At 69.6% G+C, this 15,973-nt stretch carries 12 protein-coding genes; 5 read left to right on the top strand and 7 right to left on the bottom strand.

Annotation, left to right across the window (positions count from 1 at the left end; all coding sequences use genetic code 11):
* The first annotated feature begins 14 nt into the window (after nt 1–14).
* The gene (locus G569_RS0102620; protein ID WP_028062260.1) at nt 15–3,071 is read left to right on the top strand and encodes a M20/M25/M40 family metallo-hydrolase; all 3,057 of its coding nucleotides are present in this window, start codon (nt 15–17) and stop codon (nt 3,069–3,071) included.
* Between the two features lie 48 nt (nt 3,072–3,119).
* Here the strand turns inward: G569_RS0102620 and G569_RS0102615 are convergent, their stop codons facing one another.
* A complete protein-coding gene (locus tag G569_RS0102615) occupies nt 3,120–6,137 on the bottom strand; it encodes a M14 family zinc carboxypeptidase (RefSeq protein ID WP_028062259.1) in 3,018 nt (1,005 codons plus the stop codon).
* Nucleotides 6,137–8,143: an Ig-like domain-containing protein gene (locus tag G569_RS0102610; RefSeq protein WP_157591773.1), complete on the bottom strand. Its 2,007-nt coding sequence runs from the start codon at nt 8,141–8,143 to the stop codon at nt 6,137–6,139. Before G569_RS0102610 ends, G569_RS0102615 begins: the two co-directional genes overlap by 1 nt.
* 187 nt (nt 8,144–8,330) lie before the next feature.
* Here G569_RS0102610 and G569_RS45020 point away from each other — a divergent pair, with 187 nt between their 5' ends.
* From G569_RS45020 to G569_RS64430, 3 genes are read left to right on the top strand one after another with little or no spacing between them, the layout of a single operon-like run.
* The gene (locus G569_RS45020; protein WP_157591772.1) at nt 8,331–8,480 is read left to right on the top strand and encodes a hypothetical protein; all 150 of its coding nucleotides are present in this window, start codon (nt 8,331–8,333) and stop codon (nt 8,478–8,480) included.
* Between the two features lie 38 nt (nt 8,481–8,518).
* Complete coding sequence (locus G569_RS0102600; RefSeq protein WP_028062257.1) at nt 8,519–9,235, top strand: Kelch repeat-containing protein; 717 nt, start codon at nt 8,519–8,521, stop codon at nt 9,233–9,235.
* Entirely contained in the window at nt 9,232–9,642 is a 411-nt protein-coding gene (locus G569_RS64430; RefSeq protein ID WP_211232892.1) for a hypothetical protein, read from the top strand. The genes G569_RS0102600 and G569_RS64430 overlap by 4 nt, the downstream gene beginning before the upstream one ends.
* A gap of 11 nt (nt 9,643–9,653) precedes the next feature.
* Here G569_RS64430 and G569_RS0102590 read toward each other — a convergent pair whose 3' ends face one another.
* Entirely contained in the window at nt 9,654–10,619 is a 966-nt protein-coding gene (locus tag G569_RS0102590; protein ID WP_028062255.1) for a dihydrodipicolinate synthase family protein, read from the bottom strand.
* A gap of 175 nt (nt 10,620–10,794) precedes the next feature.
* On the opposite strand from G569_RS0102590, the gene G569_RS0102585 reads away from it, so the two are divergent.
* Nucleotides 10,795–12,000: a chymotrypsin family serine protease gene (locus G569_RS0102585; RefSeq protein WP_211232891.1), complete on the top strand. Its 1,206-nt coding sequence runs from the start codon at nt 10,795–10,797 to the stop codon at nt 11,998–12,000.
* Nucleotides 12,001–12,016: 16 nt separating this feature from the next.
* Here G569_RS0102585 and G569_RS0102580 read toward each other — a convergent pair whose 3' ends face one another.
* From G569_RS0102580 to G569_RS45015, 4 genes are read right to left on the bottom strand one after another with little or no spacing between them, the layout of a single operon-like run.
* Entirely contained in the window at nt 12,017–12,823 is an 807-nt protein-coding gene (locus G569_RS0102580; protein WP_028062253.1) for an ABC transporter permease, read from the bottom strand.
* 2 nt (nt 12,824–12,825) lie between these two features.
* A complete protein-coding gene (locus G569_RS0102575; RefSeq protein ID WP_371683443.1) occupies nt 12,826–13,707 on the bottom strand; it encodes an ABC transporter permease in 882 nt (293 codons plus the stop codon).
* Nucleotides 13,674–14,891, bottom strand: coding sequence for an ABC transporter substrate-binding protein (locus G569_RS0102570; protein WP_028062251.1), 1,218 nt, complete (start codon nt 14,889–14,891; stop codon nt 13,674–13,676). The genes G569_RS0102575 and G569_RS0102570 overlap by 34 nt, the downstream gene beginning before the upstream one ends.
* The gene (locus tag G569_RS45015; protein ID WP_245602342.1) at nt 14,888–15,916 is read right to left on the bottom strand and encodes an ABC transporter ATP-binding protein; all 1,029 of its coding nucleotides are present in this window, start codon (nt 15,914–15,916) and stop codon (nt 14,888–14,890) included. Before G569_RS45015 ends, G569_RS0102570 begins: the two co-directional genes overlap by 4 nt.
* Nucleotides 15,917–15,973: the final 57 nt, after the last annotated feature.

Genomic DNA, 15,973 nt, shown 5'->3' with positions numbered 1-15,973 from the left:
CCGTGACAGTTGGCATGTCACTGCTCGTGTCCATGGGGGGAGCGGCCGGCGCGTCCGCGGCGGGCATCGGCGAGGAGCGCTTCCAGCCGAGTGTCACGTACGACCTATCGGTGACCGACGCCGAGCGCGACGCGATCCACGCGGAGGTCGAGGCGTTGGCCGGACGCGTCGGCAGCGCGCGGGCGGGGGACGGCACCTACGACCCGCTCACGCTGGTCGGGGCGATGCTGGACGGGTCGAGCTATGACTCGATCTCCCGAGGCGGCACGGCGGCGACGGCGTACCCGTTCCCGGTCAGCAACACCGCGGCCAACCAGAACGAGTACGACCGCAAAGTCGCCAAGCTCGCGTGGGTGGTCAAGCTGGCCCGAGACCTGGGTTTCCCGGTGGTCGTCCAACGCCAACCCGACAAGTACGTCTACGCCGAGATCGGTGACCCGGAGGCGCCGGAGATGGTCATGGCGTTGAGCCACCTGGACTCGCCGACGGCCTCCGTCACGGCGGCCCAACTGGCGCGCTGGCGGGACCCCTTCGGCAACCTCGGGACTCCTGGTGCCTACCACTCGCCGTACATCAAGGAGGGCTGGATCTACGGGGCCGGCATGCAGGACGACAGCGGCCCGACGTTGGCGACGCTGCTCGCGGCCAAGGCGATGCTCGAGGCGGGGTTGCCCATGGACCGGCGCGTCCGCATCGTCATGGGCATCTACGAAGACGGTGGTCCGGGCACGCCCTCGACGGCGAACACCGCGAGCTTCCAGTCGATCCCGTACAACTCGAACCCGAGCTTCTACGACAACTGGGCCTACAAGAACCTCAACCGCGAGGAGACCCCGGTCGCGGCCTACACGTCGGACTCGCGGTTCCCGGTCATCGTCGGCAACTCCGGCGCGGTGACCCCGTCGGTGTCAATGGACTTGTCCGCGGACAGCGCCAAGGCCTTCCGGCTGACGGATGCCAGAGCCGGCGTGACGCTGCGCCAAGGCGACCCGACGCTCAAGGACATCGCCTACGGCAGCACCACGCAGATCGCGTCGCGCGCCAGCTTCACCCTCGACGTGGCGGGGGCCGGCGCCGCCGAGCGCGACCGATTCGTGTCGGCGATCACCGCCGCCGCGACCGCGAAGGGATGGCTCCCGGCTGCTCCCGGCACCACGCCCAAGGTGCAGACCTCGATCACCGGCGACTCGCTCGCGCTCGAGATCAACACCGATGTGGCGATGGAGATGCCAACCCCGCAGTACGGCAAGAACGCCGTGGTGTGGGGGATGTTCCTCCTGTCGAAGGGACTCGGCGCCTTGGGCGCCGACATGCAGTTCAAGAAAGCGGCCGACGGCATCGCCGACCTGTTCTTCCGCGACGGTGTCGAAGGGGAGGCCTACATCGGCAAGTACATGGGGATTCCGCCGAGCCTGTTGCGCAACCCGAGCAACGGCACGCCGAACCTGACCTTCGCCCTCATGGGTGGCATCAATTCGGAGACCCCGGCCAGCTTCTACACGGCCGCCTCCGGCAGCCTCAGCATCCCGATGTACGTGCGCAGCATGCACGTCACCGCGGCTGACTCCGCCGAGGCGACGGCGGCCGTCACGGCCGCCTTCCAGGCGAAGGGGTTCACCATCGGCGCCCTCGGCTCGCCCGTCGGCGCGGGGCTGTACGTCACGCACGACAACCCGCTGACGGCGCTTCAGTTCGGGAGCTACCAGGCCTCCATCAACCGCAGCCCGGGGGAGTTCGCGAGTCCGTATTCGCTCAGCGACGTGGCCTATCCGCAGGGCACGACGGGCGGCACCCTCGCCACCAGCTTCCGCAACAAGATGACCGCCTTCGGCGCCGTCATCCCGGGGAACGAGCGTTGGTGGCACACGGCCAACGAGCGGATGAAGGTCGACTCGGCCGTGCAGATGACGAAGCTGATGGCCGACGGCATGCTGGAGATGGCCCGCTACTCCGGGCCTGCCGGCGCCAAGTTCATGTGGGCGAACATCCCAGGGCTCAACGCCGACCGGGCGGACCTCGACCTGCTCGACGTCACGATCGGAACCTTCAAGGACGCGTCGGGCGCCGTGGGCAAGAGCCAGTTGGGCTCGCACGCCCTGCTCGGCGCCACCTCGTTCAACATCCCGATGTGGAACGGCCGCGGCAACACGAGCCCGACTGCGGCGGGTTACGCACTGGGGCACGCCGCCGGAGGACCCTACTTGCCTCTCAACGACCCCGAGTACCTGAACACCGCGTACGTCGCACCGATGCGTCTGGAGTTCAAGGTGGAGCGCCCGGCCTACATGCGGGACGCGGATTGGGCGAAGTTCGTGTCCCGCGGCTACGCCGACTTCAAGTTCAACATCCTCGTCGGCGACACGGTCGTGCCGCTGGCCGTTCCCGCGGGGCAGAGTGCGGACAAGTACTTCTCCTCGCGCATCTCGGCCACCAACCCCGACGCCCTCTACCTGTCGGTCAACCTCGCGATCACCGATGCGCCGTACGCCGGGGTGCAGCCCGTCCTCGCGGACTCCAAGACAGACCTGTACACGGTCAATCCGACGTACCTGGCCTCGAACCCGGATCCGTTCCCCGGGCGCGGGGCGATCAAGCAACGGGGCTTCTTCCTGTTCGGTGACGGGACGAAGAACGCGGAGTTCTCCTCCCCCGACGCGGTCTACGTGACCGCCGCCAACTGGATCAGCGACGAGAAGCCGTCGACGGTCGGGGGCACCGTTCCGGCGACGCTCGCGCTCAGCCTGGGCGCGCCCGCCTCGCTCGGCCCGTTCACCCCGGGCCTGGCCAAGGACTACGTCGCCACCACCACGGCGACTGTGACATCGACCGCCGGCGACGCGACCCTGACGGTCACCGACCCGAGCGCGACGGCCACCGGTCACCTGGTCAACGGCGCGTTCTCGCTCCCGCAGCCGCTACAGGGCCTCGGCGTCGTCAAGACGTGGAGTGCGCCAACGTCCAACGAGGCCGTGAACGTGTCGTTCAAGCAGACCATCGGCGAGCGGGACGCACTTCGCACCGGCACCTACGCGAAGACGCTGACCTTCACGCTCTCCACCACCAACCCGTGAGCGATCCGTGGAGGGCCGGCGGCGCCGGCCCTCCACGTCCCTACGGTCCTAGAGCTGTGCGAACAGCGGCTTGACCTTGTAGGTCACCTTCAGCTGCCGCATCAGCGGGGACATCCACTCGTTCTGGTCGTGCTCGTCGCCGAGCAGGCGAGCGCCTCGGATCACCAGCGTGAAGCGATCCTTGGTCGTGATGTAGACGATCCGCTTGCGCAGCTTCTTCGGGAGCCGCGCCTTGTTGACCGCCGTGCGCAGCGCGCGGGCGTCGTGGCGGTAGACCACGATGCGGATGTCGTTGTCGGTGCTGTTCTTGGCCGCGACCGGCCGGTTCGCCACGGCGGGCAGCGCCGCCTTCGCGAGCGGCGCGGCGACCGGGGCAACGGCCTCCTCGTGCTCGGTCCGCGCCTCGGCGCGGGCCTCGGCCGTCGGCTGCGCGGCCTGCGGTGCGCCGGCCGGGTCCGCCGGGATCGTCGCCCCGAGCGGGTAGATCAGCGCGTTGAGCGCCTGACGCTCGACCGACTCGTGCCAGGCCCGGAAGAACGGGTCCGACGCGAACAGGAAGGCGCGACCGGCGCCGAACGGCTGGTCGACGACCGCGGGACGGCCGTCGAGCTTGCCCGCGCCGATCGAGTTCACCTGGTAGCCGTAGGACTTGCCGCCGTCCTTGTAGCGGACGGGCGCAGACGCCGCGGGGATCGAGCCGCCGTTGCCGGTCAGCGTGGTCGGGTTGTAGACCGCGTTGCCCGACGCGTCGCGGTAGATGAACCCGCCCTTGTCGAAGCCCCACGCGACCGGGTTGGTCGTGTCGAACGTGCCGTCGTACGTCGAGCCGGGGGTCGTGATCGACGGGCTCAGCGTCTGGGTGTTGAGCGCCGTCAGCCCGATGTTGCGGGCGCTCGTCGTGCCGCCCGTGTAGTAGCTGAGGAAGCGCCCGCCGTTGTTGACGAACTGCTGGATGATCGGCGCGATCGCGTTGGTCGCGGCCACCGAGTACTGCTGGGGGATGATGATCGCGTTGAAGCCGTTCTCGGGCTTCGTCAGCTCCCCGTTGGTGATCTGCGTCGTCGTCAGGCCGACGAGCTGCTCGCGTGGGATGCGGTCCTTCTGCTCGAGCGTGAAACGCGCCCAGCAGTAGTCCGAGGCCGACGTGCAGTGGGTGCCGTACTCGGGGTTGGCGACGGTGTTCGCGCTGCCCGTCCACATCGCGATCTTCGGCTTCGCGATCGCCTTGCGCGGGGCGACGAACCGCGGCAGGCCGTAGACCGGCGTGTCGCGGGCGAGCGCCTTCGGCGCCAGGTTGGCGAGCGAGATCGTCGCGCCGTCGACGAGACCGGCGCCCGAGTCGTAGTGGCGGCCGCCGAAGTCGAACGGCTCGGTGGCGCGGTAGACCGTCGCCCCCGCGTTCGCCAGGTCGATCGCCAGGCCGATGCCCTGCATCGAGTCCGTGTTGAACGCGTACACCGGGCTCGCCGTGGCCGGCACCTCGGGCTGGGCCGGATCGCTGATCTTGGTCATCGCCGTGCCCGACGGCAGGTTCTTGGTCACGAAGCCGTTGCCCGCCATGCCGCGCATGAGCGAGTAGGACCAGGTCACCACGTCATAGAAGTACGGGAACGGGATGAACGGGTCCTCACCGAGGATCGCCTGGATCCAGTGCTTCTGCGGCTGCGCCATCGGGATGAACAGCGTCCCGGCCGGCAGCGTGTCGGTCTTGGAGCCCGCGGGCCCGAACTCGTGGACGCCGTCGGTCACCGTGACGGGCTGGTCGAGCCGGTAGACGTTGACCTCGGAGCTGATCAGGTCGCGCATCAGCTTCGCGGTGTCACCCGAGTGCAGACCCGGCTTGTAGTAGTAGCCGCAGACGTTGCCCGAGGGCTGCTGCGTGATCTCGGTGTGCAGCGGGCTGACGAGCTTGTTCGGCTGCAGCTCGCAGCGAGAGCCCTGGTCGACCGCCTCCTGCCACTGCTTGACCCAGGCCGTGAGCAGGTTGACCTTGTCGCGCGACGTCACGTTGATCGTCGTGTCGATCGCGAGGTAGTGGTTGTAGATCTGCTTGCCGTAGGCGTCGCCCGTGGGCTGCTCGAACGTCATGCCGGCCGAGCCCATCAGCAGCGCCGGGACCGTGTCGCCGTACTCCGGCGTGAAGAGGTCGTACGTGTTGTAGTTGCGGTAGGCGATGGACTGGTCGTTCATCGCCTGCTGGATCGCCGGCCCGATCCGGTACTGGATGAAGTCCAGGGCGAACTGGGAGATCTCGTGGTGGACGGGATCCTCGTTGGGCGGGAAGAAGTAGCTGCCCGTGTTCTGGTGGGCGTCGATGAAGAACAGGCCCGGGTACTTGTTGATCTCCGGCATGAAGTTCCGGTTCTCGGGCTGGTTGCGCGTGCCGAAGTCGCGGTTGGGGTCAAAGCCCCACGCCGTGTAGCGGCTCGTCGCGTCGCGCCCGTCCGGGTTGCGTGCCGGGTCCAGGAACAACGTCAGGTTGTTCAGGCGCTGCAGGTTCGCGCAGTCCGTGCGCGCCGCCAGCTCGTAGAGCTGCCGGCTGATCGCCTCGCCCGCGGCCGGCTCGGAGCCGTGCGGAGTGGCCGTGACCCACGCGAACGCCGGACGGGTGCGCACGGCCGCGAGGCCCGCGCTCGCCGGCACCTCGCCGCTGACCACGCCGCTCCAGAACGCGCCGTCGTTGCGACCCGCGTCGAGGTTGGCGATGTTGTCGGGCGTGCCGATGGCGTAGTACTTCAGGCGCCGGCCGAGGACGGTCGCGCCGATGTCCTTCTCGACGATGCGGACGCGGTTCGTCTGCGCGGCGTCGGCCATGACCGCCTGCGCGTACGTGTACAGGTCGGCCGTCAGGTGGCGCTGGCCGGATCCGGTCGCGTTGGTGCCGGCGATCGGACTGTTCGGGAACACCTGGCTCCACGTCCGGATCGCCGGGTCGAACGTGACGTCCTGCGGGCAGCCGGGGGGATCGACGTCCGCGCTGGCGGTCGCTGTCATCGACAGCGAGGCGACAGAGAGCGCCAGCCCGAGGCCGACGCCCAGCTTGCGGCGAATGGTGTGTTTGCTCATCACGGCGTCGTCGTCGAGAGGGTGTACGTGAGCGTCTTGCTGTACTGGCCCGTGCGCAGTGCGTCGGACGCGCCGATCTGCTGCTGATACTGCAGCGTCACGCCGTCATTGGAGATCGGGCCCGGGTAGGTCAGCAGCGTCAGCGGGCTGCCCGAGATCGCCGCGAACTGCGTGTTCGCGTTGGCGGGGTTCGTGGCCCGCGCGCGCATCGCCTGCGGAAGCGAGAAGCTCCCGTTGACGAGGCGGCCGGGGGCCAGCGTGCTGGGATCGAGCACCGTCAGCGTCGCGTCGCCGGCGGTCGACAGCACGTTCGCGGTCGTGCTCGCGTTGTAGGTGGCGGCCACGCCCGGGACGAAGGACCCGAACGAGGGCGGCGCGCCGAGCGTCAGCGACAGCGTCGGGCTGACCTGACCGCCGACCGTGCTGGTGTAGCACTTGATGCCCACGCTGACGGAGGCCGACGTGGTCTGCCCCAGCGAGTCCTCGACGATCGCCGTGAACGTCCGCGGGGCGTCGCAGGGGGCGTCCGCGGGGACGGTGTACATCAGCTTGTACGGCGGCGCCTGCGTCTCGGCGAGCTGGACGGCGCCCAAGAAGAACGTGACGCGCCGGACGCCGAAGTCGTCACCGGCGTTGGCGGTCAGCGCGATCGTCTCGCCGCGGTAGGCCTGCGCGCGGTCGGAGACGAGCGACAGCGTCGGCGCGGCGTCGTCGACGGGCCGTGGCGCGTCGAAGACGACGAACTGACCCGACTCGGGGTCGGCCTGCGCGCCGTTGCGATACGGGAAGAAGTCGACGGTGCTCGACGTGGTGCCCGCGCCGTCCGGGATGCCGGCGCCGTTGACCGGGTTCTCCGGGAACGCCGGGTTCGACGCCGGCGAGATCACCGGGCCGGCGTTCGGCAGCGTGGAGCCGGTCGAGCGCAGGCCCCACCAGTTGTTCTCCGCCACGAACGGCGTCGCGGTGTTCGGCGTCGTGCCGTCCAGTTGGACGTTGATCGCGCCGTACGCGTTGTCGAGGATGTTGTTGCGCGAAGCGGTCGACGCGGCGGCGCCGACGAGGCGGACGCCCGCGCCGAGCGGGAGATTGGCGTTGTTGGTGGCCGCGCCGCGCGTCGGAGCGCCGGCACCGTGCACCAGGTTCTGGCTGATGGTGTTGCCCGTCAGAGCGACGCTCGCGCCCGCGGTCGCCCGCACGCCATCCTGGCCGAACAGCGGCCCGGTCGTCGTCAGGTTGTTGCCGGGCGAGCCGGTGGACGAGCAGTTGCCGTCGGTCGTGAAGTTGGTGCAGACCAGGCGGCCGACGATCGAGTTGTTCGCCAGCACGCCGCGGTTGACGATGCCCGACGCGGTGTAGGGCGCCAGGTCGTTGGTCGCGCCGTCGATCAGGACGCCGACGCGGTTGTAGCGCTCCACGCGGGTCTGGCTGACCGTCAGCGTCCGCGTCGTCGCGCCCTGCGGGTTGCTCGTGTTCGCCGTGACCTGAGCGATGCCATAGCCGAACTGCGGCCCGCGGTAGCCGCCGGGCTTGCCGGAGTCAGCGGCGAGCTCGGACGTGGTGACGTTCGTGACGCGGCTGCGATAGATCGTGCCCTGCGCGTCGAGGTACACGACGCCGGCCTCGACGACCGCGCCCGCGCCGTCGACGGTCACGCCGGAGATGTCGACCGTGATCGGCAGCGCAGCGCCGCCGCGCACGGAGACGATGTCCCCGACGCCGTTGCGGATGTCCTGGCTGGCCTCGGCGATCTGGCCCGCGCCGCTCACCTTCGGGCGGATCGACACGAGATCGGCGCCGGCGCCCTTGAGCGTCACGCTCTTGGAGATCGTCAGCGCGTTGCTCGCGACGGCTCCGGTGCCTTCGCGATACGTCCCGGGGCAGATCGCGATCGTGTCGCCGGGTGCTGCGGCGTCGATCGCGGCCTGCACGCTGGTGAACTGCGCGGCCGGGCAGTCACCACGGTCGTCATCGACCGTCAATTGGGCGGCGTGCGCCGCAGGCGCCACGCCAAACACCCCTAGCACCGCCAGTGTGGCGGTGCATGCTCTCCTGCTCTTCACCTCGGGACCCTCTCCCTTCGACCCTCACTTCGAACGAGGGCGCAAAACTCTCATGAATGGAGTGGGCGCGCTAGTCCAGGATCCGTGGACATTTCTCAGCGCAGCGGGCGGCCGACTCACAGTCGCGCTCGTCGTGGCGTCCGGCCTCGGCCTCGATACTGTCCCGCTCAATGCTCAGGCGAATCACTCGCTGTCGATCGATCTGGGCGACTTCGACTGCGTCCGCGAGGTGTCGGTCCAACGGCCGCGCGTGCGGGCGGACCTGCTCTGCCAGATCAAATGAGCCGAGGTTGGCCGAGCGCCTGATTTCGTGAACGAACGATGGCGTTCAGCCACATGGACGCGAGCGCGGTCGTCCTGCCTGACGGGGACGCGCTGGTCGTCGGCGGCCTCCACTGGACCGGATCGGGGTTCGAGCAGCAGCACGTCGAGCGGTTCGACGTCGCGAGCGGGACCTGGTCCGCCGGGGCGATCACCGGCACGCCGCGGATGTACTCCGCCATCGCCAAGCTCAGCGACGGGCGGGTGTTGTCCGCGGGCGGATACGGGATCTACGACGAGTACACGTCGGCTGACCTGTACGACCCGCGGACCGACACGTGGACGCCGGTCGCGCCGATGCACGTGGTGCGCACCATGGCCCTGGCCGCCGGGCTCCCGGACGGCCGCGTGTTGGTCGCCGGCGGGCACTCGCGTGCGACGAAGCCGCAGGCGATCGATCCCGCCGCCGGCACGTACGAGATCTACGATCCGAGAACGGACACATGGACCGAGCCCGCGCCGCTGAGCCGGCGCCGCGCCGGCTACGCGCAGCTCGTCACGCTGAGTGACGGACGGATCGTGCTCACCGGCGGCTACAACGGACCGTCGTACGAGGAGCCGTACGGCGCCGACGTCGGCACGGCCGACGTCTATGACCCGGAGACCGGCACGTGGACGGAGACCGGGCGCGCGGCGCGGGCCGCTCCGAGCACGTCGCGGTCGCGCTGCCGGACGACTCGGTGCTCGTCGCGGACGGGGTCTCGGAAGAACGCGTGAGCGAGCGGCTCGTCGTGCCCCGGCCGACCCCGACGCCCACACCGTCCGCGACGGCGACGCCCGACCCGGCGAGCCCGACGCCGCACGTCGACCCCGCGCCGCGGCTCGACCCGCTCCCGCCTCGCCCGAGATCGACGCTCTCGGCGCCGTCGCGGCTGAAAGCCGTCCACGGCGTCGTCACCGTCAAGGTGCGCTGCGAAGGCCCGGGCATCTGCGCCGAGCGGCTCACCCTGCGCGTCCGGGGCGGCCGCACCCTCGCCCGCGCCGACGTGAGCGTCAAGCCTGGCGCCACGAGCACCGTCCGTCTCAAGCTCTCCATGGCTGACCGGCGCCGCTTCGCCAAGCGCACCGCGAAGGTCGTGCTGACGATCGGGACGACGACCCGCGACGCCACGCTGCGCGGCTGAGACGCGTCAATTCACGGCTTGTAGGTCTGCACCGCGCCGGGCAGCCGGCTCCAGTCCGCGTACCAGGCGTCGAAGAGCGCGAGCTGGTCCCTGACATAGCCCGCCTGGCTCGGCGTGAGCTCGTCGGTCTCGTTGAAGTGCAGCGTGTACTCGGTCTCGCCGCGCAGCGTGAGCATGTACTTGAAGTACAGGACGAGGTCGGGGCCGACGTCGAAGGACGAGAGGACGCCCATCGCCTGCTCGAGCTCGAGCGCGCGCTGACGGGCCTCCGCCTCGCCCCGGGCCGCGGCGACGCAGAGGTTGGTGAGGTGCAGGACCTCTCGCGGCAGGACGTTGCCGATGCCGGTGATCGCGCCGACCGCGCCGCAGTTGACGTAACCGTGGAACACGGCGGTGTCGACGCCGATGGCGAGCAGGACGTCGTCGTCGCCGGCGCTGGTGATGTTCTCGGCGGCGTAGCGGAGGTCCTCGTCGCCGCCGAACTCCTTGAAGCCGACGAGGTTGGGGTGCTGCGCGCGCAGCGCGAAGAAGAGGTCGGCGCGCGTCGCGAAGCCGTAATAGGGGCTGTTGTAGATGACGGCTTCCAGCTCGGGCGCCGCAGAGAGGATCGCGCTGAAATGCGCCTTCTGCGCGGACAGGACCGAGCCGCGTGACAGGACGCGCGGGATCACCATCAGGCCCTTGGCGCCGACCTGCTGGGCGTGCGTGGCGAGGGCGACGGCGGAGCGGGTGTTGACCGCGCCGGTGCCGACGATGACCGGGATGCCGGCACCCACGAGCCGCTCGACGCCTTCCATGCGCTCCGCGTCGGTCAGCAACGGCCAGTCGCCCATCGAGCCGGCATAGATCATCGCGGTCATGCCGTGGTCCATCAGCTGCTGGGCCTTGCGCACGAGCGCGTCGAAGTCCGGGGTGCGGTCGTCCTTGCAGGGCGTCATGAGCGCCGGGAGGGTGCCGTTGAAAATCGATGCGGTCATTTGCCGATCAGCTTGCCGCGCACCCCGCGATCCGGCCAGCGACAGATGCCGCGTCTTGGGGCGACACGTGTCGACCGACTCCTGACGCGCCAACTCTGCAACCGGCCAACGCCGCCCTCCGACGCCGGGTCTCAGCTCCCTGACCCCATCACGCAGTTGCCCCTGGAGGGCCAGCATGTCAAGCAGGAAGCTCGCAGTGACCGTGGCCGTGTTGACGCTCGGCATCGCCGGCACGGCGTCGGCGGCCGGCCCGGCCGATGACGGCGTGCCGTTGCAGACGGCCGCCGACACCTACCGCGCGGCGTACCCGCAGATGACCGCGGCGCAGGCCTCGACCGCCGCGAACCAGGCGGTCGACCGCAAGGCGCTCATCGACTCCCTCATCGAGGAGGACGGCACGTACTACGGCGGCGCCTGGTACGACCCGCCGGCCAACACACTGCACCTCGCGCTCACGAGCGCGGACGCGGTCGCCGACGCGAACGCCCGCGCCGGCGCGGTGAAGATCGAGACGCAGCTGGTGGCGCGCAGCTTCGATCAGCTCCAGCGCCAGGCCGACGGCATTCGTGACGGCGCCGGGCCGCTGAGCACCGCGGCGAAGGGTCAGGTGGGGCTGGACGTCAAGACCAATCGTGTCGTGGTCGCGGTGCCGGCGGACCAGCTTGCGGGCCTGCAGAACGCCGCCAAGACCGCGGGCGTGACGCTGACGGCGGACCCGCACCTGGAGGTCGTCGACGACGCCTGCGCGGCTCGCAACAGCTGCACCGGCTCGCTCGCGGCCGGCGCGATGATCGCCGGCGGCGGCTTCGGATGCTCGATCGGCTACACGGCGCAGGACCCGTTCACGCTCGGGCGCTTCGTGTACACCGCGGGCCACTGCTCGAATGGCATCGGCGTCAACTGGAGCACGGGCGGGACGCAGATCGGCCCGATGCTCGGCGCGCTCAACTCGGGTGACATCGACGTGGGCGTCATCCAGGTCACGAACGCGACCTACGCCGGCCAGGCGGGCGGACGGCTCTACAACACCGACGACGTCGACGCGGTGGCGCCGACCCTGTCCTCGATGACGATCGGCGACGTCGTCTGCAACGCCGCCAACTACCAGGACCCGAGCGGCCCGCGCTACTGCGGCCTGCTCGGCTCCACGAGCGACGCGGCGGTCCGCGGCATGGCCCGCGTCGACAACGAGGACGCGTGCCACGGCGACAGCGGCGGCACGTGGTACGAGCTCGTCGGCAACACCCGCACCGGCTACGGCATCCACAGCCGCAGCAGCACCGGGTGCCACGGAGACGCCGGCGGCACGCGCTCCTGGTTCACCGCGCTCCCGGTCGCCAAGTCCGGGTTCGTCCCCGGCTACGACGTGGAGACGCGCTGACGTCTCGGCGGGCCGCTCAGCGCGCTCCGGTGACACCCACCGGATCGCTGGAGAGCCGCTGCGCGAACCAGACCGGGATGATCGACAGGATCAGCACGATCGTGGCGACGACGTTGACCACCGGCAGGTTCCGCGGCCGCGAGAGGTTGTCGAGGATCCACAGCGGGAGGGTCCGGGCGTCGCCCGCGGTGAACGTCGTGACGATCACCTCGTCGAACGACAACGCGAACGCGAGCAGCCCGCCGGCGATCAGCGCCGAGCGCATCTGCGGGTAGGTCACCTCGCGGAACGCCCGCCGGGGTGTGGCGCCGAGGTCGGCGGCGGCGTCCTCCAAGGACGCCGCCGTCCGCCGCAGGCGGGCGACGACGTTGTTGAAGACCATGACCACGCAGAACGTGGCATGGGCGACGACGATCGTCCACAGCGCCAGGTCGACGTGCAAGACCTGCGTGAACGTCGCATTGAGCGCCATGCCGGTGACGATGCCCGGGAGCGCGATCGGCAGGATGATCAGGAACGAGATCGCGGAGCGGCCGAAGAACTCGAAGCGCGCGAGCGCGTACGACGCGAGCGTCCCCAGCACGAGGGCGATCGCGGTCGCGGCGAGCCCGACCTGGACCGAGGTCCACAGGGCGTCGCGGGCCCCGTGGTTCTGCAGCCCTTTGTCGAACCACGACAGCGTCAGCCCGTCCGGCGGCCAGCGCTGGACGCGGGTCGTGTTGAACGCGTAGATCGCGATCACGATCAGCGGCGCGTACAGGAACGCGAGCGTGATCGCGGAGAAGATCCGCAGCAGCCAGCGCAGCGGCTTCGAGACCGGCATCGCTACAGCGCCTCGAACGCCCCGGCGCGGCGGACCAGGAGCAGGTAGACGATCATGATCAGCACCGGGACGGTGGCGAACGCCGCGGCCAGCGGCAGGTTGTTCGCGATGCCCACGTTCGCGTAGACGACGTTGCCGATGAACTGCGTCGATGACACGAGCTGCGGCGTGATGTAGTCGCCGAGGCTGAGCGAGAAGGTGAAGATCGACCCGGCTGCGATCGCCGGCACGGTCACGGGCAGCACGACCGCGCGGAAGGTGCGCCAGGGCCGCGCGCCGAGGTCACCGGAGGCGTCGAGCAGCGAGTTCGGGATCCGCTCGAGCCCCGCGTAGATCGGCAGGATCATGTACGGCAGCCACAGGTACGAGAGCACGATCCAGACGCGGATGTAGCCCGACTGCGGGACCGACAGGCCGATCGGATCCAGCGCCCAATTCAAGATGCCGTCGTTGGCGAACATCGTGCGCCAGGCGTAGACCTTCACCAGGTAGCTCGCCCACAGCGGCATCAGCACCGCGACCGCGAGCGCCGCCCGCCGCGCGGGCGAGGCGACGCGCGCCATGTAGAACGCGATCGGGAACGCCAGGACGATGTCGGTGATCGTCACCAGCGCCGCGATCGACACCGTCCGCAGGACGATCCGGCGATAGACGGGCTCCTCGATGATCGTGCGGAAGTTGTCGAGTGAGAACCCGCGTACGACGAGGCCGCTGAAGTCGTCGAGCGTCCAGAACGCGGCGACGAGCAGCACCGCGAGCGAGCCGAGGTAGACGATGACCAGCCACCCCAGCGGTGCCGCCAGCAGGGCGCCGACGCGCAACCAGCGCCGACGCCACAGCAGGCCGGACACTAGCCCTTGATCTCCGTCCAGGCTTGGACCCACTGGCTGTAGTCGACGCAGGTGTTGCCCCGGTCGTCGCGGCAGTTGCGGGTCGGCGTCGCCCAGAACTTGACCTTGTCGTAGTAGCCCGGGTCGTTCACGTGGTAGGTCTCGCAGAACGACTTGTCCGACGTGAGGTCGCACGCCTTCGGGTTGGCCGGCGCCTCGCCGAACCACTCCGCGACCTGCGCCTGCACCTCGGGCGACTCGATCCAGTTCATCCACTCGACCATGCAGTTCGGGTGCTTGGCCTTCGAGGAGAGCATCCACGTGTCCGACCAACCGGTCGCGCCCTCGTCGGGCAGGATCGCCTTGATCGGCACCTTGTCGGCCTCGAGCAGGTTCGCGATCACCTGCCACGTCGTGCCCAGGACCGAGTCGCCCTGCGTGAACGCGGCCTGCTCCTTCGTGTAGTCCGACCAGTACTGGCCGATCAGCGCGCGCTGCTGCTTGAGCAGCGCGACCGACGCGTCGAACTGCTTCTGGTCGAGCTCGTACGGGTTGGTGATCTTCAGCTCGGGCTTCGCGGTCGACAGGTACAACGCGGCGTCGGCGATGTAGATCGGGTCGTCGTAGGCGGTCAGCTTGCCCTTGTACGCGCTGGTGGGATCGAAGACCGCGCCCCAGGTCGTCGGCGCGGGCTTGACGGTGTCGGTCCGCCACATCAGCAGGTTGGCGCCGTACCCGTGGGGAGCGCCGTACATCTTCCCGTCGACCGAGTTGTAGGACTGGTTCTTGACCTGGTCCGACAGCGAGTCCCAGTTGGTGAGGATCTTGGTGTCGATCGGGACGACGTCACCGCCCGCGATCAGCTTGACCGACGCGTTGCCCGAGGCCGACACGCCGTCGTAGCGGCCGGTGCGCATCAAGGTGACCATCTCGTCCGACGTCCCCGCCGTCTTGACGGACGTCTTGCAGCCGGTCTTCTGCTCGAACGGGGTGACCCAGTCGACCTTCGGGTCGGTCGAGCCGTCCTCTGCGTAGCCCGCCCACGCCACGAGGCTCAACGAGCCCTCGCCCGCCCCGACGTCCGACTTGGTCGGGATGTCGGGCACCTTGAAGCCGGCGGCGCTCGGTTTGCTCGACCCACCGCCGGAGCTGCCGCTGCCATCGTCGCCGCCGCCGCAGGCGACAACACAGCAGGACGCCAGACACCCGAGCATCGTCCAGACCGCTGCGCGATTCATGCGTCCTCCTCGTGTGGCGTTGCATCAGCGATGGCGACGGTCTGCTGCTCGCGCCATCCGACCCGGACCCGCCGCCCGCGAAGCTGACGGGCTTCGTCGTGGGAGGTCTCGAGGTTCTGTTGCGTGACGATCAGGCTGCCGCCGAGCTCGAGCGCGATCTCGTAGCGGGTCGCCGCGCCCGTGTAGCTGGTGTCCTGCACGGTTCCGGCCTCGACGACGAGCCCGTCGTCCGCCTCGTCGGCGCTCAGCAGGCGGATCTTCTCCGGGCGCACCGTGAACCGGCGCCCTCCGCGCTCGAGCACGTTCGACACGCCGACGAAGCCGGCGACGAACACGTTCGCCGGCCGCTCGTAGACCTCCGCCGGGGTCCCGACCTGCTCGATCCGGCCCTGGTCGAAGACCGCGAGCCGGTCGCTCATCGAGAGGGCCTCGTCCTGATCGTGGGTGACGTAGACGAAGGTGATGCCCACCTCGCGCTGGATGCGCTTGAGCTCGCGCTGCATGTCCACGCGCAGCTTGAGGTCGAGCGCGCCGAGGGGCTCGTCCAGCAGCAGCACGCGCGGGCGGTTGACGATCGCGCGGGCGAGCGCGACCCGCTGCCGCTGCCCTCCGGACAGGTTCGCGGGCTTGCGTGATCCCACGTCGGGGAGGCGCACCAGCTCGAGCGCCTCCTGCGCCCGCGCGCGGCGCTCGGCCTTCGCGAGCTTGCGCACCTTGAGCCCGTAGGCGACGTTGTCCAGCACCGTCATGTGCGGGAACAGCGCGTAGTCCTGGAAGACCGTGTTGACGTCGCGCTCGTACGGCGGCCGCATCGCGACGTCTGACCCGCTCAGCTCCACCCGCCCGGCGTCCGGCCGCTCGAACCCGGCGATCAGCCGCAGCGTCGTCGTCTTGCCCGACCCCGACGGGCCGAGCATCGTGAAGAACTCTCCGGCCTGCACGTCGAGCGAGATCCGGTCGACCGCCGTGAACGACCCGAAGCGCTTCTCGAGGTGCACGAGCCTGATGTCCGGTGTGTCAGACAACGAACTGATCCTTTCACGGCGCGCATACGCCTATCTGGAAGGTTCGACGCGGGCCTG

Source organism: Solirubrobacter soli DSM 22325 (assembly GCF_000423665.1).
Lineage (GTDB): Bacteria > Actinomycetota > Thermoleophilia > Solirubrobacterales > Solirubrobacteraceae > Solirubrobacter > Solirubrobacter soli.
This window is presented reverse-complemented; position numbering and strand designations above follow the sequence as displayed.